Here is a 24,006-nt window from a genome sequence, read left to right on the forward strand (position 1 = left end):
GCAAGGATCAACGCAGGCCCATCCACATGTCACGACCCGTCGTCGGTATCATCGGTAACGTTCATCTTCTCAACGATCAGTACCCGGTTCACGCGGGCGGGTCGATGAACTCGGCCGCCGTGGCCAGCGTCTCGGATTGTACTCCACTGCTGATCCCGGCTGATCCTGCATTGTGCCGGGTCGAAGATCTGCTCGACTGCTGCGACGGGTTCGTGCTGACTGGCGGGCGCCCCAACGTCCACCCCGAAGAATACGGCGAAGCCCCGACCGAGGCGCATGGCGCCTTTGACCGCGCGCGTGATGCCATCGTGCTGCCGCTGGTGCGCGCCTGCGTCGAACGCGGCCAGCCGTTTCTGGGCATCTGCCGGGGGTTCCAAGAAGTTAACGTGGCCATGGGCGGCACGCTCTATCCCGAAATCCGCGAGCTGCCGGGCCGCACCAACCACCGCATGCCCCCCGATGGCACGCTCGAGGAAAAATTTGCCCTGCGCCACGAAGTCACCCTGACCGAAGGCGGGCCGTTCCATCAGGTGTTCGGATCGCCCAAGGTGATGACAAACACGTTGCACGGGCAGGGGATCAAGGCGCCCGGCGCCCGGATTGTCATCGACGGCCACGCCCCCGATGGCACGCCCGAGGCGATCTATGTCCGTGACGCGCCCGGGTTCACCCTGTCGGTACAATGGCACCCTGAATGGAACGCCAAGAACGATCCCGTCTCGCGCCCGCTGTTCTGTGCCTTTGGCGCGGCTGTGCGGGATTGGGCCAAAGACAAACGGCCCTATCCATTGCGGCAGGCGGGTTAACCGCCCTTACACCAGCAGGTCAAAGTCGTGCATCAGCGGCAGGCTCCGCGCGCGGCGGCCTGTCAGATCGAACAGCGCATTGCCCAGCGCAGGCATTGACGGTGGTGTTCCCGGTTCCCCCGCGCCGCCCATATGCGCGTTGGTTTCCAGGACCGAAACCTCGGTCACCGGCGTGTTGTGAATGCGCAGCCCATCGTAATCGGGGAAATTCTGCTGCTCGACACGGCCCTCGGCAAAGGTGATTTCGCCGAAACACGCGGCAGACAGGCCATAGATCATGCCGCCCACCATCTGCGCCTCGACGATGCTGCGGTCCAGAGCGATCCCCATGTCACAGGCGATCCAGGCGCGGGCAATGCGGATGCCGTCCTCGGTCTGTTCCACTTCGACCACCTGCGCGACCGGGGTGCCGAAACTGTAAGTAAAAGCCACGCCGCGGCCCACGCCCTCAGGTGTTTTCCCCGTCCAGTTCGACATCTGCGCCACGGTTTCCAGACACCCGGCCGAGGGCGCATGTTCACCGCGCATCATCTGAAGCCGAAAGTCCAGCGGGTCGCGCCCGGCGGCATGGGCCAGTTCGTCCAGAAACGTGTCGTGGAAGAAACCGTTGAAGGAATTCCCGACCGACCGCCAGAAGCCGACGGGGATGTCCAGCGGCGCGATATGGCCGCGAATGCGGTAGTTCGGAATAGCATAAGGCTGGTTGAAGGCGCCTTCGACCAGCACCTTGTCGGGCCCCGCAGCAGGCAGACCCGCAAGGCGGCCCATCGCCTGATGCACCGCAGATTGCGCCGCGATCTGCCCGTCGACCATCACCGCTTTGCCGTTCTGAACCGCGCCGCGAAACCGCGCCACAGCCCCGGGGCGATAGAAGTCGTGGGTCATATCCTCGGCCCGCGACCATGTCAGCTGCACCGGCACGCCGGGCATCGCCACGGCCAGTTCGGTGGCATAGCTGGCAAAGTCCAGCTCTCCCCTGCGGCCGAACCCGCCGCCCATCAGCGTGGTGTGGATGGTCACGGCCTCGGGCTCCAGCCCGGCGATCTTGGCGCAGGTATTGCGCTGGAACACGGGCGTCTGGTTGCCGCACCAGACCTCTAGCGCGTCACCGGTGAAATGCGCGGTGGCGTTCATCGGCTCCATGGTGGCATGGGCCAGGTAGGGCGCGCGATACGCGGCCTCGACCAGCGTGGCACCTGTGGGCAGGGTGGCGACATCGCCATCGTCGCGCATCGTCGAATTTGGCGCATCGTCCAGCGCGGCAGCGATACGGGCAAAGACGGCATCGGTATCGGGCGGGTTGGGCGAGGCGCCCCATTGCACCTTAATCGCGTCCACCGCCTGCTGCGCGAGCCATGTGTTGCAAGCCACCACCGCCACGCCATTGGTCAGCGGCACCACCTTTTCCACCCCCGGCATCGCACGGGCGGCGGTATCGTCATAGCCCTGCATCGTTCCACCAAGCGCCGGGTTGATGCGCAGCGCGGCGAAGCGCATGTCGGGCAAGCGAACGTCGATCCCGAATTGCGCGGTGCCGGTGGATTTCGCCACCATGTCCACGCGCGGCTGCGATTTGCCAAGGATGCGCCAGTCGCGCGCATCGCGCAGCGCGGGTGCGCTGGGCGGCGTTATCTCGGCGGCGGCCCCGGCCAGCGCGGTATAGGGCAGTTCGGTGCCATCGGGCGCGATCACCTTGCCTTGCGCGGTGCGCAATTGGCCCACCGGCACGCCCAGCTGCTCGGCGGCGGCCAGCTTCAGCGTTTCGCGCGCCACGGCCCCGGCCTCGCGCATCCGGGTAAACCCGTCCTTCATCGAGGTTGACCCGCCCGTGATCTGAAAGCTGATCAGCTTGCCCAGAACGCCAAGCGCCTCGGCCACGGAATGCTGAAACTCCGACTTGTCGTAATCGCGCCCGGGCAGGGCATCGCCCACCACGGCGGAATTGTAATAGGCCTTGGCTGCCGGTCCGTGGATCACGCGCACATCCGCCATGTCAACGTCCAGTTCTTCGGCGATCAGCGCGGCCCATGTGGTATGCACGCCTTGCCCCATCTCGGCGCGGGGCGAAATCAGCGTGATGCCCTGCGCGTCGATCAGCACAAACGGCGTAATGGCGGCGGCGCCCTCGGGCGGAGTCAGCGGATTGGCGGCGGGCTGGCGGACCTTGTAGAGGCCAAAACCCACGCCGCCCACGATGGCGACCGAGCCGACAAGAAAGCTGCGCCGGGCGATTTTTCCGATGCGGGACATGGATTAAACCTCCTTCATCTTGGCAGAGGCGGTTTTCACCGCCGCCCGGATGCGCGGATAGGTCCCACAGCGGCACAGGTTGCCCTGCATCGCTTCGTCAATCTCGGCATCGCTTGGGTCGGGTATTTCAGCCAGCAGCGCGGCGGCCTGCATGATCTGGCCCGACTGGCAATAGCCGCATTGCGCCACCTGGTGTTCGACCCAGGCCGCTTGCACCGCAGACAGCGCGGCGGGGGTGCCCAAGCCTTCGATGGTCGTCACCTCGTCCCAGACATCGCCGACCGGCAATTGGCAGCTGCGCACGGCCACGCCGCCCACATGCACTGTGCAGGCGCCACAGGCCGCGATGCCGCAGCCGAATTTCGTGCCCGTCAGTCCCAGGTCGTCGCGCAGCACCCAGAGCAGGGGCACATTCTCGGGCAGGTCAGTCTGGTGGTCTGTGCCATTCACGGTCAGGGTTAGGGGCATGGGGAGTCCTCCGGCTGGGTTCTGACATAATGAACTAAAAGTGTCAGGTTGTAAATTGACAAAATTCACCAATTTTGTCAGAGCTGTCGCATGAGAAATGCGATTGCCCCCGACCCGCGCCAGCGGGCGATTCTGGATGCCGCTTGGCAGTGCTTTGCCGCCTATGGGTTTCGCAAGACATCCATGGATGACATTGCCCGCGCGGCGCAGATGTCGCGCCCGGCGCTGTATCAGCATTACCGCAACAAGGAAGACATCTTTCGCAGCCTCGCGGCGTGGTACTACGATCAGGCGATGATCGACGTGGGCAAGGCCCTGGCAGGGCAGGGCGACGTGCAAGGCGCGTTGCGCGCCGCGATGGCCACGCAGGGGGCCGAGATCGTGAAGGCGATGTTAAGCTCGCCGCATGGGATGGACCTGATCGATTCCACCAAGACGACCGCCGCCGATATCGTGACCGAGGGCGAGGCGCGGCTGACGGCGGTCTACGCAGATTGGCTGGCGGCGCAGGCACAGGCCGGGCGGGTGCGCCTGAGCGCCCCGGCAGAGCAGGTCGCGCAGACCATCACGGCGGCGATGAAGGGGCTGAAGATGGACGTGCCCGATTTCGACAGCTACCGGACGCGGCTGGCGACTTTGGCCGACATCGTGGCGGCCGGTCTGGCCAAACCCTAGGCCGCGCGCCGATCGACCAGCGCGTGACAGGCCAGACCGCCGACAGCAATCGACACGATCCCCAGAATGGCCGCCAGTGACAGCGTCGGCACGCCCGACAGGCCCGCGCCCAGCGTGCAGCCCCCGGCCAGCACGCCGCCCACGCCCATCAGCGCCGCGCCGAGAAAATAGCGGCCCGTGCCGCCCGGGCTGGCGAAACTCTGCCAACGGAAAGTGCCGAAGATCAGCGCCGATGCGCAGGCCCCGATCAGCACGCCGCCCACCAGAGCAGGGCCAAAGCTGGCGGGAATGGCGCTGGAGGCGATGACAAAGAACAGCGTTTCCGCGCTGGGTAAGGTGAAAGACATGCTTTCCATCGCGATCGGGTCGAAATCGTCGAACAGCACAAAGCCGGTGCCGACCCAGGCCAGAGGCACCAGCAGCCCGATCAGCGCGGCCATCAGCAGATGAGCGGGCCGGTTGCCCGAGCGCAGCGCGACGGCCAGACAGGCCAGCACGATCACCCCGGCCCAGACCGGCGCACCGCCCGGCAACGCGGCAAGCGAGATGGCATCGCCCATTGGCACGGTCACCGAACCAAGCGTCGTGCGCAGCGGGGCCAGCACGCCTTTCAGCGTGGCGTGGGCGACGATGGCAAAGACCATCAGCACCGTCAGCGCGCGCAGGTTGCCGCCCGCGCCCAGCACCGTCAGCCGCGAGACACATCCCCGCGTCAGCACCATGCCCGCGCCGAACATTAGACCGCCTGCGGCAATCGCCAGCGCGGGCAGGGCGGGGGCCATGAAGCGGTGTTCGTCAAAGCTGATCCAACCAAGCGCCACCGCGCCCTGCGTGCCGGCGACGGCCACGGCCAGCGCCATCAGCCAGATGCCAAGCGCGGCGCGCGCGTCCTCGCCCACCAGCGAGCGGCGGAAACAGAACTTGGTCCGCTCGGCCAAAACGCCGAACAGGATGCCAATCGCCAGGCCCAGCACAACGCTGGCCTGCCGGGCGGTGAACTCTTCGAAACCGAGGGACTCGAACATGGGGGCGCGCTTTTGTTAGGGGCGGGGTGCGCCCCCGGGATGGCGCAAATCGCGCCGTGGTTCAAGTCTGGGGGGCGCAGGCCGTGACCCGCGCCCCTTGGAAACGCCTAGCGCGACCGGCTGCGCGGGTCGAGCGCGTCGCGCAGACCGTCGCCCAGGTAGTTGACACTCAGCACCGTCAGCGAAATCGCCACACCCGGCCAGACCACGCGCGAGGGGTATTGCTGCAGGTAGTCCGTCGCGTCGAACAGCAGACGCCCCCAGGTCGGGAAATCCGGCGGAAAGCCAAGGCCAAGGAAGGACAGCGCGCTTTCCGTGATGATCGCGTTGGCGATGCCCAGCGTGGCCGAGACCATGATCGGCGACAGCACGTTGGGCAGGATATGGCGCGCGATCATCTTGGTGTTCGTCGTCCCGATGGACCGCGCCGCAAGCACGAATTCGCGTTCCTTCAGCGCCAGCACGTCGCCGCGCACGATGCGTGCGGTGGGCATCCAGCTGGTGATGCCGATGGCGCAGACGATCAGGATGAAAATGCCCTGTTCCGTGCCAAATGCCGCCGACAGCGGTTCGCGGAAAAGCAGCATCATCACCAGCAGCAGCGGCAGCAGGGGCAGCGCCAGGAACAGGTCGGTCAGGCGCATCAGCAAGCTGTCGAGCCGGCGGAAATACCCCGCCACCACACCGACGAACGAGCCAACGAACAGCGCCAGCAGCATCGCGGCAATCCCGACCGAAACCGAGGTACGCCCGCCCTCCATCATGCGCGCGAGCATGTCGCGGCCCAGCTGGTCGGTTCCGAAGGGATGCGCCAGCGACGGCCCCTGATTGCGCGCACGAATGTCGATCTGGGTCGCCTCGAGCGTCCAGAAGAACGGGCCAAGGAACACCGCAAAGACGATCAGCAGAAAGATGATGCCGCCCGCCATGGCGCCCTTGTGGTGGGTGAACTGATCCCACACGTTGCGCCACTGGCTGCGCGGCGCGGTGGTCAGCGTGTCGCGCAGGGGGCCTGCGGCGCCGATGGTGGCCTCGGACGCGGGGGCCAGCCCTTCGTCGGGCACAAGAGGCTCGCGATCAGTCATAGCGGATCCTCGGGTCAAGAATGCCGTACAGGACGTCGGCGATCAGGTTGAACAGCACGATCAGCACGGCAAAGATGAAGGTCAGCGTCTGCACCATCGGCAGGTCGTTGGCCTGAAGCGCGGTGATCAGTAGCTGGCCGATGCCGTTCACCTTGAACACCTGCTCGGTGATGATGGCGCCGCCAAAGATCGCCGGCACCCCCAGCGCGATCACGGTGACCACCGGAATCATCGAGTTGCGCAGGACGTGGACCATCACGACCGTGTACTCGCCCAACCCTTTGGCGCGCGCGGTGCGGACGTAATCCTGGTTCAGGTTGTCCAGCATCGAGGCCCGCATGAACCGGCTGGTCTGCGCGGTGATCTGCAGAGCCAGCACCATCACCGGCATGACCATCTGTTTCAGTTGCGTCACGAAGCTGTCCCAGCTGTTGACCACCAGCGTGGTGTCATAGATCGACGGGAACCAGCCCAGGTTGACGGAAAAGATCACGATCACCAGCACGCCGGAAAAGAACGGCGGCACCGAAAAGCCGATCATCGACACGAAGGTGCCCAACTGGTCGAACCACGAATACTGCCGGTAGGCCGAATAGATCCCGATGGGAATGGCGATGATCGTCGCGACGACATAGGCGGTGCCGACCACCCAGAGCGTCTGCGGAATGCGCTGCACCACGATGTCCATTACGGGCGACCGGGTCTGCCAGGAAATCACCCGCAGGTCGCCGGCGCTGAACGAGGTGCCGAAGATATGGTCGATCAGAACCTGCGGCTCGATCCAGAAGAACTGCACGATCCATTTCCAGAACCGGATATGCATGGGTTCGCCCAGCCCCAGCGCCTCGCGCATCTTTTCCTTGACCTCGGGCGGCACCGTCAGCGGCACCTGGGCCATCGGATCGCCGGGGGCGAGCTCCAGCAGCAGGAAAATCGCAAGGCTGATGAACAATAGGGTAGGGACAGCCAGAACGAGACGTCTGATCGTAAAAGTCAGCATGAGGCGACGCCTTTACAGCTTCGTCTTGTTGTTATTTTTGAGGCGGGTCGGATGGGCAGACAGCCCCGGAACCGGTCCGGGGCTGTGCCATCGCGTTTACGAGCCTTGCAGGCGGTGCCAGTCGGCCACGTTCCACAGTTCGCTGTCCCAGACGTTCAGGATGACGCCGCCCAAGGTGTTCGAGTGGGCCGACAGACGGCCACGGTGCACCAGCGGGATCATGCCGCCGCCTTCGATCACCATGTCATTCAGCTGACGCGCGATCTGGGCGCGTTCATCGGCACCGGCGGTCTTGGTCAGCTGCTCGTGCAGGGCGTCATACTCTTCCGAGCAGAAGCGCGCCACGTTCTCACCCTGCCACTGCGATGCCGGGCTGGGCACCTTGTCGCAAAGCGCGTTACCCAGATAGCTTTGGGGATCGGTGCCGTTGAATGTGTTGGCGTACATTTCCACGTCGGCATAGAACTTCTGGAAGGTGTCCGGGCTGCCCGGGTCACCGCCGAAGAACACCGAGGAGTTCACGTTGCGCAGCTCGGATTCGATGCCGATCTGGGTCCACCATTCCTTGATCAGCGCTTGGAAATCCTGACGCACGGCGTTGGTCGAGGTCTGGTAGAGGATCTTCATCGGCTTGCCATCGGGGGTTTCCCGAACGCCGTCGCCATTGGTGTCCTTATACCCGGCTTCTTCCAGCATCGCCTTGGCGCCTTCGATGTCCTGGGTGTCGCAGCTGAAGGTGTCGGAATTCACGGCCTCGGGCGCGGGCACCCAGTTGCAGGTGACCTTACCGGCCTGACCATAGCCGATTTCAACCAGCAGCGGGCGGTCGATCGCCATCGACATCGCCTTGTAGACCGCCGGATCGCCAAGGAAGGGGTGCGGGCGCACCACCGAGCGTTCGTCGGGCCCAAGCGCCGGATCGGGGTTGGTGTTGTTCAGCATGATGCGTTCCATCAGCGGACCAAAGCCCGCGACGGCCACGCCCTTGCCGCCTGCTTCCATGTTGGCGATCACGTCGGGCGCCAGCTGCAGGTTCCAGGCATAGTCGAATTCGCCGGTTTCCATCACGGCACGACCCGCGGCCGTCGCATCGCCGCCCCCTTTGAACAGGACCTTGGCAAAGGCCGGTTTGTCCGGGTGACGGAAGTTCGGGTTGGCCGACAGGGTGATCACGTCGTTGGGCTTGAATTCATCCACGACGAAGGGGCCGGTGCCGATCGGGTTGAAGTTCTGCTCGGTGCACTCCGGGGCCTTGGCGCCCATGCAATCGGCAAACTGAGCGGCCTGGATGATCGGGCTTTCGCCACCGACGAAGGGGCCATAGGGGAAGGGTGTGGGCGCGGCAAAGGTGACCTTGACGGTCAGATCGTCCACCACTTCGACCGAGCTGACGCCCTCGAACTTGGTAACCTGCGCGCAGCCGCCTGCCTCGTCCATGCAGTAATCGGCGGTGAATTTCACGTCGTTCGCGGTAAAGGGCGTGCCGTCCGACCACATGATGCCGGGGGTGATCTTCCAGGTGATCGTGGTCAGATCCTCGGACACGCCACCGTTTTCAACGGTCGGAATTTCGTCAACCAGCCAGGGGGTCAGCGTGCCTTCTTCGTCATAGCGGGCCAGCGGTTCGATCACGATCGACGCTGCTTCCACGTCTTTCGTGCCACCCGACAGGAAGGGGTTCATGATCGACGGCGCCTGCCAGTAAATGATGCTGACGGTGCCATCCGATCCGCGCTCGGCAAAGGCCGCGGGGGCCATTGCCAGCCCCGAGATCGCGCCCAGCAATAAGGCTCTGGTTTTCATTTTTCACTCCTTGTTGGACACATCGGTGTCTCTTTTTTCCCGCTTTCCCAGCGGGAAGCGACGGTATCGGGTTTGCGGCAAGCCTTTGCCGACACTAGGAATTTGCGTCCCAATGTTCGGCGTGGCCCAGTTTGTGCCTCCCGAATACGCAGCTATCGAAACAGAGTTTGAGAAAAAAGCAAGCCTTGCCTAGGGTAATGCGGGCGAAGGGTTTGACAGCAGATCGAACCGCGCCTTAGCCTTGGGCATTCCCGGGCAGCAACAACAGGGGAGCGGGGGCGCCATGCTCGACCAGCCGATTGCCGAAATCCAGAACCTGCGGGTGGAATTTCAAACAAAGGATGGCCCCGTCGTTGGGGTCGAGGATGTGTCGTTTTCGATCCGGCCGGGCGAAACCGTGTGCATCGTCGGCGAATCCGGGTCGGGCAAATCGGTGTCGTCCCTGTCGCTGATGCGGCTGGTGGAATACGGCGGCGGAGAGATTGCGGGCGGGCGGCTGCTGTTTGATCGCAAGGAGGGCGGGCAAACCGATCTGGCCACAACCGATCAGGCCGAAATGCGCGACATTCGCGGCAACGAGATCGGGATGATCTTTCAGGAGCCGATGACGGCGCTGAACCCGGTGTTCACCGTGGGCCGCCAGCTGACCGAGGGTCTGCGTGTGCATCGTGGCATGGGCAAGGCGCAGGCCCGTGCCCGCGCGCTGGAACTGCTGCGCGAGGTGCGCATTCCCGAACCGGAACGCCGGCTGGAGCAATACCCGCACGAACTTTCGGGCGGGATGCGCCAGCGCGTGGTGATCGCCATGGCGATGGCCTGCCGTCCGCGCCTTCTGATCGCGGATGAGCCGACCACCGCACTGGATGTGACCATTCAGGCCGAAATCCTTGCGCTGATGGACCGGCTCAAGCGCGAAACTGGCACGGCGGTAATGTTCATCACCCACGACATGGCCGTGGTGGCCCAGATGGCCGACCGCGTGGTTGTGATGTTCCGCGGCAACAAGGTGGAAGAGGGGCCGGTCGAGCAAATCTTCAACGCGCCCCAGCACCCTTATACCAAGGCGCTGCTGGCCGCTGTTCCCAAGCTGGGCGAAATGCAGGGCAAGGCCGCGCCGGAACCGATGCGCCTGCTGGGCGTCGAAGGGCAGAAGATCGCGCCGATCCCCGGCACCGATGAAACGCTGCTGAGCGTGCGCAATCTGACCACGCGCTTCCCGGTCAAGGGTGGGCTGATGCGGCGCACCGTGGCCAATGTGCACGCGGTCGAGGATGTGTCGTTTACGCTGAACAAGGGCCAGACACTCAGCCTCGTGGGGGAATCCGGGTGCGGCAAATCCACCGCCGGGCGCTCGATCCTGCGGCTGGTCGAACCGTTGCGGGGTAAGATCGACCTGGACGGCACAGATGTTCTGGCGCTGAACGCGTCCGAGCTGCGGCAGGCGCGGCGCGACATGCAGATGATCTTTCAGGATCCCTTTGCCTCGCTCAACCCGCAGATGCAGCTGATCGATCAGGTGGCGGAACCGATGCGTAACTATGGCATCGCCAGCGGGTCGGAAATCACCGACCGGGTGGCCCAGCTGTTCGACCGGGTGGAACTGCCGCGCAGCTTCATGCGCCGCTATCCGCATGAAATGTCGGGTGGTCAGCGCCAGCGTATTGCCATCGCCCGCGCGCTGGCCCTGCGCCCCAAGCTGATCGTCGCGGACGAGGCGGTGTCGGCGCTGGACGTGTCGGTGCAGGCGCAGGTGGTGAACCTGATGATGGAGCTTCAGGCCGATCTGGGCCTGTCCTACCTGTTCATCAGTCATGACATGGCCGTGGTGGAACGTGTCAGCCACCAGGTTGGCGTGATGTACCTGGGTCGCATCGTCGAAATCGGGCCGCGCGCGCGGGTGTTCGAAAACCCGCAGCACGCCTATACCAAGGCGCTGATGAAGGCGGTGCCGATCGCCGATCCGACCCTGCGCAAATCCGAACGTGATCTGAATTTCAAACCGATCCCCTCGCCGATCCATGGTCTGGACTACGACCCGCAGCCCTCGGCCTATGACGAGGTGGAACCGGGGCATTTCGTGCTGACCACCGACAGCGGGTACTAGGGCAACCAGAGGGGGCCACCATGCCGATCAAGAACCGTTTCGCCGAGCTGCATCCCGAAATCACCGGCTGGCGGCGGCATCTGCATACGATCCCCGAATTGCTGTTCGATCTGCCAAAAACCTCGGCCTATGTCGAAGGCGTCCTGCGTGAGATGGGGATCACCGATATCACCACGGGCATTGCGCAGACGGGCATCGTGGCGGTGATCGAGGGGCGCACCAACACCTCGGGCCGGGTGGTCGGGCTGCGCGCCGACATGGACGCGCTGCCAATTCAGGAGGCGACCGGGCTGGACTATGCCAGTACCCACCCCGGCAAGATGCACGCCTGCGGGCACGACGGGCACACCGCGATGTTGCTGGGCGCGGCCAAGTACCTGCACGAGACGCGGAATTTCGACGGCAAGGTCGTGTTGATCTTTCAGCCGGCGGAAGAGGGCGGTTGTGGCGGGCGCGTGATGTGCGACGAAGGCATGATGGAGCGTTGGGGCGTGCAAGAGGTGTACGGTATGCACAACCATCCCGGAGCTCCTGCCGGAGAGTTTCACATTCGCCCCGGGCCGCTGCTGGCGTCGGCCGACCAATTCGACGTGGTGCTGACCGGCAAGGGCGGCCATGCCGCCGCCCCGCACGAGGCGATCGACACCAATCTTGCCGCCGCTCATGTGATGGTAGCGCTGCAATCCATCGCCTCGCGCAACGTGGACCCTCTGAAACAGGTGATCGTTTCGGTCTGCACCCTGCGCAGCGAGACCGAGGCCTATAACGTGCTGCCGCAGACGGTGCTGCTGCGCGGCACGGTGCGCGCGCTGGACGGCGCGGTGCGCGACCTGGCGCAGGCGCGGCTGGAAAAGATCGTCAGCGCCACGGCCGATGCCTACGGCTGCACGGCCCAGATCGACTATCAACTTGGTTGCCCCGTTACGATGAACCACCCCGAGAACACGGATTTCGCCGCCGACATGGCCGAATCCGTCGCTGGCCGCGTCGAACGCAACACCGTGCCCATCATGGCGGGCGAGGATTTTTCGTTCATGCTCGAGGTGCGCCCCGGCGCCTATATGTTCCTTGGCAACGGAGATGGCCCGCAGGTGCACCACCCCGCCTATGTCTTCAACGATGACATCATCCCGGCGGGCTGTTCCTGGTTTGCCGAGATCGTGGAAAAACGGATGCCCGCCGCGTAAGCGCGGCACCAAGGAGGCCAAATGCCCGTCAAGAACCGCATCGCGGCCCTGCAACCCGAACTTGCGGCGCTGCGCCGCGATATTCACGCCCATCCCGAAATCGGGTTCGACACGCATCGTACTGCCGAATTGGTGGCCGCGCGGCTGCGCGACATCGGCTGTGACGAGGTGGCAACCGGCGTCGGCCAGACCGGCGTTGTCGGCGTGATCCGGGGCCGCAACGGCGGGGCGGGGCGCACCATCGGGCTGCGCGCCGATATGGACGCGCTGCCGATTGTCGAGGCGACGGGGGCGGGCCATGCCTCGCTGACCGAAGGCGCGATGCACGCCTGCGGGCACGACGGGCACACCACGATGGTGCTGGGTGCCGCGCAGTACCTGGCCGAGACGCGCAATTTCGACGGCACGGTGGTTGTGCTGTTCCAACCGGCCGAGGAACTGGGGTCGGGCGCCAAGGCGATGGTTGACGATGGCTGCATGGATCGCTGGGGTGTCGACGAGGTTTACGGGCTGCACAACATGCCCGGGATGCCGTCGGGTCAGTTTGCCATCCGGCCCGGCCCGGTGATGGCCGCGACGGATGAATTTTTCATCACCGTTCAGGGCAAGGGCGGCCATGCCGCCGCGCCGCATGACACCGTCGATACCACCGTTCTGGCCAGCCATATGGTCGTGGCGCTGCAAACCATCGTGGCGCGCAACATGGATCCGGTGAAACAGGGCGTGCTGTCGGTCACCGCCTTCACCACATCTTCCACCGCCTTCAACGTGATCCCCGATTCCGTGCGCCTGCGCGGCACCGTGCGCAGCCATGCCGCCGACATGCAGGATATGATCGAGGCCCGGATCGCCGAGGTGGCCCATGGTGTCGCCGCCACTTTCGGCGGCAGCGCGCAGGTCGAATATCTGCGCCATGTTCCGATCACCGTGAATTCCGACGAACCCGCCGCCTTTGCCGCCGGTATCGCGCGCGCCGTCTCGGGCGATTGCACAGAGGCCCCGCTGATCATGGGGGGCGAGGATTTTTCCTATATGCTTCAGGCCCGCCCCGGCGCGTTCATTTTCCTTGGCAACGGCGACAGCGCCGGGCTGCACCATCCCGAATACGATTTCAACGACGAGGTCATTCCGGCAGGCGCCAGCTGGTTCGCCGAACTGGTCGAACAACGGCTGCGCGCCTAGGCACACTGGATCGCACAGGCCGTGGCCCTAACTGGTTGATCCTGCCACCAGCAAGGACACCCAAGCCATGGCCGATGCGACCTTCAGCAAGACGTTCCTGCGCCGTGCCACCGGTGCCGAGGGGATGGACCAGACCGAAGCCCATAACGGCCTGCGTCATGTGATGGCGCTGTCGCTGACCAAGGTGGCCGACGGGCTGATCGACCCCAAGCTTATCCTGAGCTGGCTGATGACGGCGCTGGGCGCGCCCGGGTATCTGATCGGCGCGCTGGTGCCTCTGCGTGAAGCGGGGGCGTTGCTGCCGCAGATCGTGCTGGCCCCCCGCGTGCAGGCGATGCGGTATCGCAAGTGGATGTGGGTCGCGGGCAGCGCAGGGCAGGGCGCCTGTGCCGGGCTGATCGTACTGGCAGCCCTGACGCTGGAGGGCGTGGCCGCCGGTTTGGCGATCTGCGCCGCTCTGGCGGTGCTGGCGCTGTTCCGCGCCGCCTGTTCCGTGTCGTTCAAGGATATTCTGGGCAAGACTATCGCCAAGCGTCGGCGCGGCGCGATCACCGGGCTGGCCGGGTCGGTGTCGGCCGTGGCGGTGATTGTGCTGGCGCTTTTGCTGATGTCGGGCCTGTTTCAGAACCGCACGCTTGTCGTCGGGGCGATTGCACTGGCGGCGACCTTCTGGGGCATTGCGGCTTTGGTGATGTCGCGGCTGCGCGAGGAGGCATCTGACGACAATGGCGACTCCAAAATCACGTTACGGGCCGTGCTGCGCGACAATCCGCAACTCTGGCGCTTCATCGCGACGCGGGGTTTGCTGGTCTCGACCGCGCTGGCACCGCCTTACATCGTGTTGCTGGGTGGGGCCGAGCTGAACGCGCTGGGCGCGCTGCTGCTGGCGTCTGCCGTTGCAAGCCTTGTCAGCTCTTATGTCTGGGGGCGGCTTGCAGATCGGTCTTCGCGGCTGGTGCTGATCCGCTCGGGTCTGGTGGGCGGCGTGGCGCTGCTGGCGGCTGTGGGCGCGGGGTTATCCGGAGTGGAGGCCATCCCGGGCGTACTGCCTGCCATCCTGCTGGTGCTGATGGTGGCCTATCACGGGGTGCGGCAAGGCCGGTCAACCTATCTGGTCGATATGGCACCCGAGGATCAGCGCGCCAGTTATACCGCCGTGTCGAACACGGTGATAGGCGTGGCACTGCTGGCCGTTGGCGTGGTTGGCGGGCTTGGCTCGGTCGTGGGGCCGGCCTGGGTGCTTGCGGGCTTTGCCGCGATGGCATTTGCCGCCGCACTGGTCGGGCGCGGGTTGAACGAGGTTGAACAAGGCTAGACCCCGCGCTTTCGCTTGTCCTTCCCCGGAGCCGGGGCCAGTATGCCCGCGAAATGCCCCGGAAGGATCTAAGATGAACGAAGTCGATTGGTCGCGCCTCAAGGCGCACGAATTGCGTGCCCTTGCCCAACAGAACGCGGTGGTGATCCTGCCGATCGCCTCGATCGAACAGCACGGGCCGCATTTGCCGGTGATGACCGACACGAAACTGGGCTACGAGGTCGCCGTGCGCGCCGCGCGGCTGGCCTATGACACGCGGCCCGTCGTAGTGACGCCGGTCGTCTGGTCGGGGCTCAGTGAACATCACATGCCCTATGGCGGCACGCTCACCCTGTCGCATGGCACCTTCCGCGCCGTTCTGGCCGACTTGATCGACTCGCTCGTGCGGCACGGGTTCCACGACATCCTGATCTCCAACAGTCACGGCGGCAATATCATCGCGATGCAGCAGATTTGCGATGAATTGTCCTCGCAGGTCGATGCCACGCTGGTCGCGGTGACCTACCCCAGCGAGGCGGCGGCCGAGATCGGCGAGATCCTCGAAGATCAGCCCGGTCTGGCCCATGCCTGCGAAGGGGAAACCGCGATGATGATGGCGGTTGAACCCGGTCTGGTCGATACCTCCGATCTCGGCAGCCTCGCCAACGATGCCTCCGAGGGGCCGACATTCCTGCGCGCCGGGCGCTCGGCCTATCGCTGGCGTCCTTTCGTGCACATGACGGGCAATGGCGTGGCGGGCGATCCGGCTCGCGCGACGGCGGAAAAGGGCGAACGCCTGTTCGAGGTCAGCGCCAAGGCATTGGCGCGGCTGATCCGCGATCCGGCCACATGGGCGCCTGCGAAAGACCTGCGCGAGGGTGCCACCGGCGGCGTGCCCTTCCGGACAGACGGCGCATGAGCGCGCTGCAATTCCATACGCCGCAAGGGCGGCGGATCGCCTATCACCTGACCCCCGGCACCGGGCCCACGGTGGTGTTCCTGGGCGGGCTGAAATCCGACATGGACGGCACCAAGGCGCTGCATCTAGATGCATGGTGCGCCGCACGCGGACAGGCGTTCTTGCGCTTCGACTATTCCGGCCACGGGATCAGCAGCGGCACTTTTGAGGAGGGCTGCATCGGCGATTGGCATCAGGACACGCTCGCGCTGTTGGATGCAGTGGTGCAGGGGCCTCTGATCGTCGTCGGGTCTTCCATGGGCGGCTGGCAGGCGTTGCTTCTGGCCCGCGCCCGGCCCGAACGCGTCGCTGGCATGGTTACCATCGCTGCCGCCCCGGATTTCACCGAAGATGGCTATTGGGCGAATTTTTCTGACGCGCAGAAACAGGCGCTTGAAACGGTCGGCCATGTCGAACTGCCGTCCGATTACATGGAGCCCTACATCGTAACGCGACGCATGGTCCAGGATGGGCGCGACCATCTGGTGCTGCGCGCGCCGTTGTCACTGCCGTTCCCGGTGCGTTGCCTTCAGGGCACCGCCGATAGCGCCGTCAGCACCGAAACTGCGCTGCGCCTGCTGGATCACGCTGAATGCGACGACATGCGCCTGACGCTGGTGCGCGGCGCCGATCATCGGTTTTCCGATGAAGCTTGCCTTGGCTTGATCGAAACTGCCGTGGCCGAGGTGGCGTCCATGTCTGTGCCGGGGCGGCATTAACCGGCTGGAAATCCCTGTGTGCAAAAGTCTGCGTCGAATGAATCGATACAGGCTTTCGTATGAACTTCCTCGGCATGATACTTCTGCCCGTTCTGGCGGTCCTGGCCGGGCCGGTCGTGGTTCTGGCTGCACATCCACCGCTGCCGGGGGCGCCGGTGCTGGTGATCGCGCTGCCTTGGCACGATCCCGACGGCATCGTGGCCCTGTCCGGTGGTGCGCGGATCGGGCCTGAAATGTCGCCTATGGCGGTGCTGGCGCAACCTGAAAGCCCCGATTTTATCGCACGGGCCAACGCGGCTGGGGCTATTGGCGTTTTCGATGGGCAGTTTTTGGCGAATTGGTGCAGGGGATAATCAGTGGGTACGGATATGACGAATGAATACACGCGCGAGGCGAAGTGGCTGGCAACCGGCGCTTGGGCCGGGCCGGTGGCCTCGGCTGCCGCCGCCTGGTTCACCGGGGCTGATGTCGCGGTTGTCGCAGGGATCGCTGCTGTGTTCGCGCTGGCGGGCACGGTCGCCCAGCGATTTTCTCCAGCGGTTGCGCGCACCGGCGCGGCACAGGCGCTGACTGCGCAGGCCGTGGTGCTGAACGCGGCATTTGCCGGGCATCCGTGGCAGATTGATACCCACATGCTGTATTTCGCGTTGCTGGCTGTCACGACGATTCTGTACGACATCCGCGCGATCCTGGGAGCGACGCTGGTGGTCGCTGTGCATCACCTGTCTTTGACGTTCATCATGCCCAGCCTTGTTTTCCCTTCGGCCAGCATTGCGGAGAATATTCCGCGCACCGCCCTGCACGCTGTGATCCTTGTTATGGAAACGGCGGCGTTGGTTTACGCGGTGTACCATCAAAAGCAGCTTGCCGCGCAAATGAACCTGCAGAACGCCGACCTGGAACGCTCCAGCGCCGAGGCAGAACAGTCGCGCCAGAACGTGGAAGCCGCGCTGCGCGAGGCGGAAGCCGCACAAACAGCCTCTGCCAAATCCGAGGCCCGCGCGCAGGAGGCGCTGACCAAGGCGGAAGAGCAGGCAAAGCGCGCCGCAACTCTGGAACGGGAAGGGCGCGAAAGCTCCGAGCGCGAATTGCGCCACCGCGAAGAGATCGCTGAACAGCAGCGCGCCGCCGTCGATGCGCTGCGTGAAAGCCTCAAGGCTTTGCGCAACAACGATCTTTGCGCCAATATCAATGCGCGCCTCGACCCGGAATATGACGGGTTGAAAGCCGATTTCAACGCGGCCACCGAAGGGCTGCGTATGACTCTGGCCGCCGTGCGTCAGGCCGCCGATGTCATTGGAACCGAAGCCAACGCACTGGCCGCCGCCTCGGGTGACATGTCTCGCCGGACCGAAAGCCAGGCGTCCACCTTGGCCGAGATTTCATCGAACATGTCCTCGCTTACCGACCGGGTTCGCGAAACCGCCCAATCCGCGCGCGACGCCCAGACCGAAGCAGACGATACCCGGCAGGAAGTCGCGGCCAGCGCCGAGCTGGTCCAGCGGGCGGTGGTGGCCATGGGGGCCATCGAGACAAGCTCGAACCAAATTCAGAAAATCGTTGGCGTGATTGATGAAATCTCGTTCCAGACCAATCTGCTGGCGCTCAACGCCGGGGTCGAGGCCGCGCGTGCCGGAGAAAGCGGCAGGGGCTTTGCCGTGGTGGCCTCGGAGGTGCGCAACCTGGCCATGCGCAGTTCCGAAGCCGCTCAGGAGATCAAGACCTTGATCGCAGAAAGTGACGTGCGTGTCGCTGAGGGTGTCGGTCTTGTGCGCCAATCCGGGGATGTGAATTCCACCATCACCTCTGCTGTGAACGGCATCGTGCAGCGCGTTGTTGAAATTGCCACCAATGCAGAAAAGCAGTCCTCTTCGGTCGCCGATATCAACGGGGCATTGTCCAAGCTCGACTCGGTCACTCAGAAGAGCGCGGCAATGTTCGAAGAAACCGCTGCTGCCAGTGAAACCCTTCTGAACGGCACGCGCGAGCTTCATTCCGCGATCATGAACTTCAGGATAGATGCCGAGACGTCAGGATCGGTTCCTCGCGCCAGCGCTGCCTGACAGCGTGCCCACGGGCTGCACCCTGCACTCCACCGTCCGCGAACGTATCTGACGCGAAATCCGGCACGCGAGGCCTTAGCCGGATCCTGCCTGTTTGGGGCGGTGTCAATTGACGCCGCCCCATCTTTCGTCTGTGGTACCATCAGATCGCTGGTCACGGCAAATGAATGGGCACGGCATACAGGCGGAGTGGGCAGGATGAGCATCCCCTTGGTGTTATTGCCAGACGTGATGTGTGATTCACGGGCGTTCTGGCCCCAGATGAACGAACTCTCCGCCAGATGGACGATCACGGTGGCTCCGGTGACCCGCGCCGCGCGGTTCGAGGCGATCGCCAGCGAACTGCTCGCCGAGCTGCCCGCGCGATTTGCGCTGTTCGGGCTGAACTTTGGCGCGACAGTCGCGATGGATATCCTGCGCCAGGCGCCCGATCGGATTGATCGGCTGTGTCTTATGGGCGGCAGCCCCTTGCCCGAAGCCCCGGCTCAGGCCGCGGCGCGCGAGGATGCGATCATCGCGGCTCAAGCAGGCCGGCTTCAGGATGCGCTGGACACAATACGCCCGTCGCAGTTGCTGGCCGAAGGGTCAAACCGGCCGCTGACGAAAGCTTTGCTTGCCGAAATGGCGCGCGACCTTGGCGCCGATGTCTTTGTGCGGCAAGTCAGGGCAATGCAGCGCGCGCGGGATCAGCAGGCCATTCTGCGCCGCGCCAAAGTCTCTACCCTCATTGCCTGTGGAGCCGACGATAGGGTCACGCCTTTGAAACGCCACCAGTTTGTGGCCGAATTGATGCCGAATGCCCAACTGCATGTCATCGAAAACGCAGGGCACATGGCTCCGCTGGAGCAACCTGCGCAGGTGACCACGATGTTGGAGAACTGGCTTCAGGCGCCTTTGGTTCTATGGTAGGTCTGTCTATATGACCCGCTGCGGCGCAATGATCGGACGCCCGCTGACGTTATCAAAAAACGGCGTCTTGCGCCAGCGACCGGTCACGCGTGCTGATATAACCCGACCAACCACTTGAAAGAAGGCGATTGGATTGCCCGAATGACGGCTGCGGCCGTTTCCCGAAGGGCGAAAGGTGCGCAGCTTGACCGGGCCCAAGACATCACGATCAACCAATCGCCCGACGTGGACAGCGACAAATGGGAACTGTCGTTTCGGGGACGTATTGAACAGCGGAGTGGTGCAGCAGGCCGCATACCATCGCAGCGGGCCGGAGCGGGACATTTGAAAACAGGCCAATTGGTCCACCCCGGTGGCAAAACTCACCGTGTCGGCGGTGGTAATGAAAAGCCCGACGCCGGAATTTGCCGGGTCGGGCTGGTCAAGGTGAAGGTCGGCGCGCCGACAATCGGTGCAGAAGCACTGAACATGTGTGCCCGAATGCCGGGTGCAAGGATCAACCCGGCCCGACACCGCGCCGCAGGCGCAGCCAAAAGCCACGCCTGCCATTGCGCTCAGGCCGCGTTCTTGTTGGCAGGTTTCTTGGCCGTCTTGCTGCCGGGGGTGCCGTTGTTGGCATCGATGAAATCCAGCACCAGCGGCCGGATGTTGTTGCGCCAGGATTTGCCGGCGAAGATACCGTAGTGCCCGGCGCCGGGTTCAAGGTGGCTGGCTTTCATCTCGTCCGGCAGTCCGGTGCAGAGTTTCAGCGCAGCAACACACTGGCCCGGTGCGGAAATGTCGTCGTTCGCGCCTTCGACGGTTTTCACGGCGACCTTGGTGATCTTGCCGATATCGACCTTGTGGCCATCGACCACGAATTCGTTCTTGGCAATTTCGCCGTTCTTGAAGATGCGCTCCACCGTCGAGAGGTAGAATTCGGCGGTCATATCCATCACGGCAAGATATTCGTCGTAGAACCGGTTGTGCGCGTCATGGTCGGACGCCTGCCCATCGGCAACGCGCTTTATCTGGTCGGTAAAGGCCTTGCCGTGGCGTTCGGCGTTCATCGACATGAAGGACGACAGCTGCAGCAGACCGGGATAGACCAGCCGTCCGACACCCGGATATTTGAACCCGACACGCTGGATCATGGCCGACTCAAGCTGGCCCATGGTAACGCGGGCGCCGAAATCGGTCACTTCGGTCGGGGTGGCATCGGGGTCGATCGGGCCACCGATCAGCGTGAGGGAGCGCGGCTGCGCCTCCGGGTCCTGCTCGGCCAGATAGGCGGTGGCGGCCAGCGTCAGCGGCGCGGGCTGGCAGACGGCGATCACATGGGTGTCGGGGCCAAGTTCGCGCATGAAATCGACGAGGTAGAGAGTATAATCCTCGATGTCGAATTTACCGGCGCTGACGGGAATATCGCGCGCATTATGCCAATCGGTCACATAAAGCTCGACATCGCCCAGCAGGCTTTGCACGGTAGAGCGGAGCAAGGTTGCATAATGGCCCGACATCGGCGCCACAAGAAGCACCTTGCGTTTGCAGGGCTCGGACCCGGAGACGCGGAAGTGAATGAGATCGCCAAACGGACGTTCGATGACGGTTTCAACCTCGACAAGGTGGTCGCGGCCATCGGGGCCTGTCACGCTGTGAATGCCCCAGTCGGGTTTCACGACCATCCGGCTGAAGGTGCGTTCCGTCACCTCGCCCCAGGCTTCCATCCATTGCAACCCGGGGTTCGGGACCATCGCGAAGGCCGGGTAGGACGCCAGCGCGCGGGCGGAGGCACCAAGCCATTCGTTGGTGTTCCGCATCGTTTCCATCAGGTCGTAGGTCAGCATGTAACGCATATCGTGTCTCCTGAGTCGGGTCGGCAGAGCGGTCAATTCGTCGCTTTGCCTCCCGAAAGCGGCGACAGTATTCTGCATAGCAGCAAGAGTAGGGGGGAATTGTTGAGATGACAACAACGGAAGGCGAGGGCACCCAGCCTGTCCCGGAACATTTTGAACGACTTGCGGAAAATCTTGAAAAAGTCGAGGCATTGTCGCGCAGGCTTGTCGATGTGATGTCTCATAAAACGACGCATGATCCGGCCTTGAACGGCCCGAATCATGAACTGTTTGCACATGCAGCAACAGCCTATTGGGCCGAAGCCGTGCAGAACCCGGCCAAGTTTCTGGAACAGCAGGTGCAGTACTGGGGCCGCTCGGTCGCGCATTTCGCCGAGGCACAAAGCGCGCTGGCCAAGGGCAAGTTGCAAGCGCCCGACGACCCGGGCCCGAAGGACCGGCGCTTTGCCAATCCGCTGTGGGACACGCACCCCTATTTCAACTTCATCAAGCAGCAGTACCAGATCAATTCGAAGGCGATCGAGGATGCCGTCCAGTCGGTCGAGGAATTGGACGCGACAGAAAAGAAACGCCTGACTTATTTCGCGCGTCAGATCGTCGACATGATGGCGCCGACCAATTTCCTGGGCACCAACCCGGATGCACTGGAAAAGGCCGTCGCGACCGAGGGGCAATCGCTGGTGCAGGGGCTGGAGAATCTGGTCGCGGACCTGGAGGCGAACGACGGCGAGCTTGTCGTGCGGCTGGCCGACGACACGGCGTTCGAGTTGGGGCGTAACATCGCCACCTCTGAAGGCGAGGTGGTGTATCGCAACCGCATGATGGAGTTGATTCAGTATAAGGCGACCACCGACAAGGTGCACGAGATACCGCTGGTGATCTTTCCGCCCTGGATCAACAAGTTCTACATTCTTGATCTGAAAGCCCAGAACAGCCTGATCAAATGGATCACCGAGCAGGGCTACACGCTGTTCGTGGTCAGCTGGATCAACCCCGATGTCACCTATTCCGAGATCGGGATGGAGGATTACATCGAAGATGGCTATCTGGCTGCCTTCCGCGAGATCAAGGCGATCTGCGGCGTCAAGCAGGTGAACGCCGTTGGTTACTGCATCGCGGGGACCACACTGGCGCTGGTGCTGTCGCTGCTGAAACAGCAGGGCGACAAGTCGGTCAAATCCGCAACCTTCTTTACCGCGCTTACCGATTTCTCGGATCAGGGGGAATTCACGCCTTTCCTCAGTAACGATTTTATCGACGGGATCGAGGCCGAAGTGCAGCGCAAAGGGTACCTGCGATCCTATATCATGGCGCGGACCTTCAGCTATCTGCGCTCGAACGATCTGGTTTATACCCCCGCCATCCGCAGCTACATGATGGGCGAGGCGCCGCCCGCCTTCGATCTTCTGTACTGGAACGGCGACGGGTCGAACCTGCCGGGCAAGATGGCGGTGCAGTATCTGCGCGGACTGTGCCAGGGCAATGAATTCGCCAACGACGGCTATGAATTGATGGGCCACAAGCTGAAGCTGAGCGAGGTGGATGTGCCGCTGTGCTCGGTTGCCTGCGAGACCGACCACATCGCGGCGTGGAAGGATTGCTATCGCGGGGTGCAGCAGATGGGGGGCAAGAACAAGACCTTCATAATGACGCAGTCGGGCCATATCGCGGGCATCGTGAACCCGCCGTCGAAAAACAAATACGGCCATTATACCAATAACGATCTTTCGTTGTCTGCCAATGACTGGCAGGCGCAAGCCGAGTTTCACGAAGGGTCGTGGTGGCCTCTGTGGGGCAATTGGCTGAAGGCGAAATCGGGCAAGCAGATCGCCGCGCGCGAGGTCGGCGATTCGGATCATCCACCGCTTTCGCCCGCCCCCGGCACCTACGTAAAGGTCAAAGCCAAGGTCTGACCGCCGCTAACCCGATGATTTTGCTGGTGCAGCAGGTTTTTTTGCTGCACCGCAGAAAAAAACCTTGAATTGCTGCGGTGCAGCATGCATATTCCTGACAGCTGAACAAAACACGGGGCCGTCCCGAACAGCCGAAAAGGAATTTAGTTATGGCAAAGACCCAAGACTTCACCACCATGATGAAAGACATGATGGGCGCCTTCCCGGTAGACACCATGGCGTTCGACGATGCATTCAAAACCACCGCAACGCTGAATGAAAAACTGTCGGGCGTCGCTCTGGAAGCCGCCGAGAAATCGGCCGAGATTTCCAGCAAGTGGACCAAGGACACGCTGTCCAAGCTGGCCGACATGTCGAAAGCAAAATCCGAGCCCGCCGATTACGCCAAGGCAATGACCGATTTCGCATCGGCATCGGCCGAAGTGGCTGCCGAAAACATGGCCGCCTTCGCCGAGATCGCCAAGAAAGTCCAGATGGACACGGTTGAGCTGATGATGGCTGCTGGCAAGGATCTGACCGAAGACGCGACCGCCGCTGTCAAGAAAGCCAGCAGCGACATGACCACGGCCGCCAAGAAGGCCGCTGCCAAGTAAGCGTGGCAAGTGATCGTTTAACGATTGCCGATCTGTACCAACTCCTCCCAACCGGTACAATCGCAGGGGCGGGTCGCAAGACCCGCCCTTTCTTTTTGTTTTTTGCTGGCTTAGGGTTTGCTGCAACGCATCATTTC

At 63.5% G+C, this 24,006-nt stretch carries 21 protein-coding genes; 13 read left to right on the forward strand and 8 right to left on the reverse strand.

Annotated features, from left to right (window positions below; genetic code table 11):
• Window positions 1-26: 26 nt before the first annotated feature.
• Complete coding sequence (locus FGK64_RS08305) at window positions 27-806, forward strand: gamma-glutamyl-gamma-aminobutyrate hydrolase family protein (RefSeq protein WP_138863351.1); 780 nt, start codon at window positions 27-29, stop codon at window positions 804-806.
• Between the two features lie 6 nt (window positions 807-812).
• Here FGK64_RS08305 and FGK64_RS08310 read toward each other — a convergent pair whose 3' ends face one another.
• Window positions 813-3,056 (reverse strand): xanthine dehydrogenase family protein molybdopterin-binding subunit, encoded by a 2,244-nt coding sequence (locus FGK64_RS08310; RefSeq protein ID WP_138863352.1) that lies wholly within the window; start codon window positions 3,054-3,056, stop codon window positions 813-815.
• A gap of 3 nt (window positions 3,057-3,059) precedes the next feature.
• Window positions 3,060-3,524: a (2Fe-2S)-binding protein gene (locus FGK64_RS08315; RefSeq protein WP_138863353.1), complete on the reverse strand. Its 465-nt coding sequence runs from the start codon at window positions 3,522-3,524 to the stop codon at window positions 3,060-3,062.
• 90 nt (window positions 3,525-3,614) lie between these two features.
• On the opposite strand from FGK64_RS08315, the gene FGK64_RS08320 reads away from it, so the two are divergent.
• Window positions 3,615-4,199 carry a TetR/AcrR family transcriptional regulator gene (locus FGK64_RS08320; protein ID WP_138863354.1) on the forward strand — a complete coding sequence of 195 codons (585 nt, stop codon included), beginning with the start codon at window positions 3,615-3,617 and terminating at the stop codon, window positions 4,197-4,199.
• Here FGK64_RS08320 and FGK64_RS08325 read toward each other — a convergent pair.
• The 4 genes from FGK64_RS08325 to FGK64_RS08340 all read right to left on the reverse strand — a co-directional run bounded on the left by FGK64_RS08325 (window position 4,196) and on the right by FGK64_RS08340 (window position 9,112).
• Window positions 4,196-5,224: a YeeE/YedE family protein gene (locus FGK64_RS08325; protein ID WP_138863355.1), complete on the reverse strand. Its 1,029-nt coding sequence runs from the start codon at window positions 5,222-5,224 to the stop codon at window positions 4,196-4,198. The genes FGK64_RS08320 and FGK64_RS08325 overlap by 4 nt on opposite strands.
• Before the next feature lie 107 nt (window positions 5,225-5,331).
• A complete protein-coding gene (locus FGK64_RS08330) occupies window positions 5,332-6,309 on the reverse strand; it encodes an ABC transporter permease (protein WP_138863356.1) in 978 nt (325 codons plus the stop codon).
• Window positions 6,302-7,309, reverse strand: a complete 1,008-nt coding sequence (locus FGK64_RS08335) for an ABC transporter permease (protein ID WP_138863357.1) — start codon at window positions 7,307-7,309, stop codon at window positions 6,302-6,304. The genes FGK64_RS08330 and FGK64_RS08335 overlap by 8 nt, the downstream gene beginning before the upstream one ends.
• A 96-nt stretch (window positions 7,310-7,405) precedes the next feature.
• A complete protein-coding gene (locus FGK64_RS08340) occupies window positions 7,406-9,112 on the reverse strand; it encodes a peptide ABC transporter substrate-binding protein (RefSeq protein WP_138863358.1) in 1,707 nt (568 codons plus the stop codon).
• A gap of 283 nt (window positions 9,113-9,395) precedes the next feature.
• Here FGK64_RS08340 and FGK64_RS08345 point away from each other — a divergent pair, with 283 nt between their 5' ends.
• From FGK64_RS08345 to FGK64_RS08385, 9 genes are all read left to right on the forward strand, one after another.
• Window positions 9,396-11,216 carry an ABC transporter ATP-binding protein gene (locus FGK64_RS08345; protein WP_138863359.1) on the forward strand — a complete coding sequence of 607 codons (1,821 nt, stop codon included), beginning with the start codon at window positions 9,396-9,398 and terminating at the stop codon, window positions 11,214-11,216.
• 20 nt (window positions 11,217-11,236) lie between these two features.
• Window positions 11,237-12,403, forward strand: a complete 1,167-nt coding sequence (locus FGK64_RS08350; protein WP_138863360.1) for a M20 aminoacylase family protein — start codon at window positions 11,237-11,239, stop codon at window positions 12,401-12,403.
• 21 nt (window positions 12,404-12,424) lie between these two features.
• A complete protein-coding gene (locus FGK64_RS08355; RefSeq protein WP_138863361.1) occupies window positions 12,425-13,585 on the forward strand; it encodes a M20 aminoacylase family protein in 1,161 nt (386 codons plus the stop codon).
• A 67-nt stretch (window positions 13,586-13,652) separates the two neighbouring features.
• A complete protein-coding gene (locus FGK64_RS08360) occupies window positions 13,653-14,900 on the forward strand; it encodes an MFS transporter (protein WP_138863362.1) in 1,248 nt (415 codons plus the stop codon).
• 73 nt (window positions 14,901-14,973) lie between these two features.
• Complete coding sequence (locus tag FGK64_RS08365) at window positions 14,974-15,798, forward strand: creatininase family protein (protein WP_138863363.1); 825 nt, start codon at window positions 14,974-14,976, stop codon at window positions 15,796-15,798.
• Window positions 15,795-16,556, forward strand: a complete 762-nt coding sequence (locus FGK64_RS08370; protein ID WP_138863364.1) for an alpha/beta fold hydrolase — start codon at window positions 15,795-15,797, stop codon at window positions 16,554-16,556. The genes FGK64_RS08365 and FGK64_RS08370 overlap by 4 nt, the downstream gene beginning before the upstream one ends.
• Window positions 16,557-16,630: 74 nt before the next feature.
• Window positions 16,631-16,909, forward strand: a complete 279-nt coding sequence (locus tag FGK64_RS08375; RefSeq protein WP_138863365.1) for a hypothetical protein — start codon at window positions 16,631-16,633, stop codon at window positions 16,907-16,909.
• A gap of 15 nt (window positions 16,910-16,924) precedes the next feature.
• Window positions 16,925-18,619, forward strand: a complete 1,695-nt coding sequence (locus FGK64_RS08380) for a methyl-accepting chemotaxis protein (protein ID WP_138863366.1) — start codon at window positions 16,925-16,927, stop codon at window positions 18,617-18,619.
• A gap of 198 nt (window positions 18,620-18,817) precedes the next feature.
• Window positions 18,818-19,528, forward strand: a complete 711-nt coding sequence (locus FGK64_RS08385; RefSeq protein WP_138863367.1) for an alpha/beta fold hydrolase — start codon at window positions 18,818-18,820, stop codon at window positions 19,526-19,528.
• A 6-nt stretch (window positions 19,529-19,534) separates the two neighbouring features.
• On the opposite strand, the gene FGK64_RS08390 is transcribed toward FGK64_RS08385, so the two are convergent.
• A complete protein-coding gene (locus FGK64_RS08390) occupies window positions 19,535-20,077 on the reverse strand; it encodes a DUF6151 family protein (RefSeq protein ID WP_138863368.1) in 543 nt (180 codons plus the stop codon).
• A gap of 5 nt (window positions 20,078-20,082) precedes the next feature.
• Window positions 20,083-21,363: a polyhydroxyalkanoate depolymerase gene (phaZ, locus tag FGK64_RS08395; protein ID WP_138863369.1), complete on the reverse strand. Its 1,281-nt coding sequence runs from the start codon at window positions 21,361-21,363 to the stop codon at window positions 20,083-20,085.
• A gap of 107 nt (window positions 21,364-21,470) precedes the next feature.
• Between phaZ and phaC the strand changes: the two genes are divergently transcribed.
• Together phaC and FGK64_RS08405 are read left to right on the forward strand one after the other, a co-directional pair.
• The gene (phaC, locus tag FGK64_RS08400; RefSeq protein ID WP_138863370.1) at window positions 21,471-23,276 is read left to right on the forward strand and encodes a class I poly(R)-hydroxyalkanoic acid synthase; all 1,806 of its coding nucleotides are present in this window, start codon (window positions 21,471-21,473) and stop codon (window positions 23,274-23,276) included.
• Window positions 23,277-23,425: 149 nt separating this feature from the next.
• Window positions 23,426-23,869, forward strand: coding sequence for a phasin family protein (locus FGK64_RS08405; RefSeq protein WP_138863371.1), 444 nt, complete (start codon window positions 23,426-23,428; stop codon window positions 23,867-23,869).
• Window positions 23,870-24,006: the final 137 nt, after the last annotated feature.

This window comes from Arenibacterium halophilum (assembly GCF_005938225.1).
Taxonomy (GTDB): Bacteria; Pseudomonadota; Alphaproteobacteria; order Rhodobacterales; family Rhodobacteraceae; genus Arenibacterium; species Arenibacterium halophilum.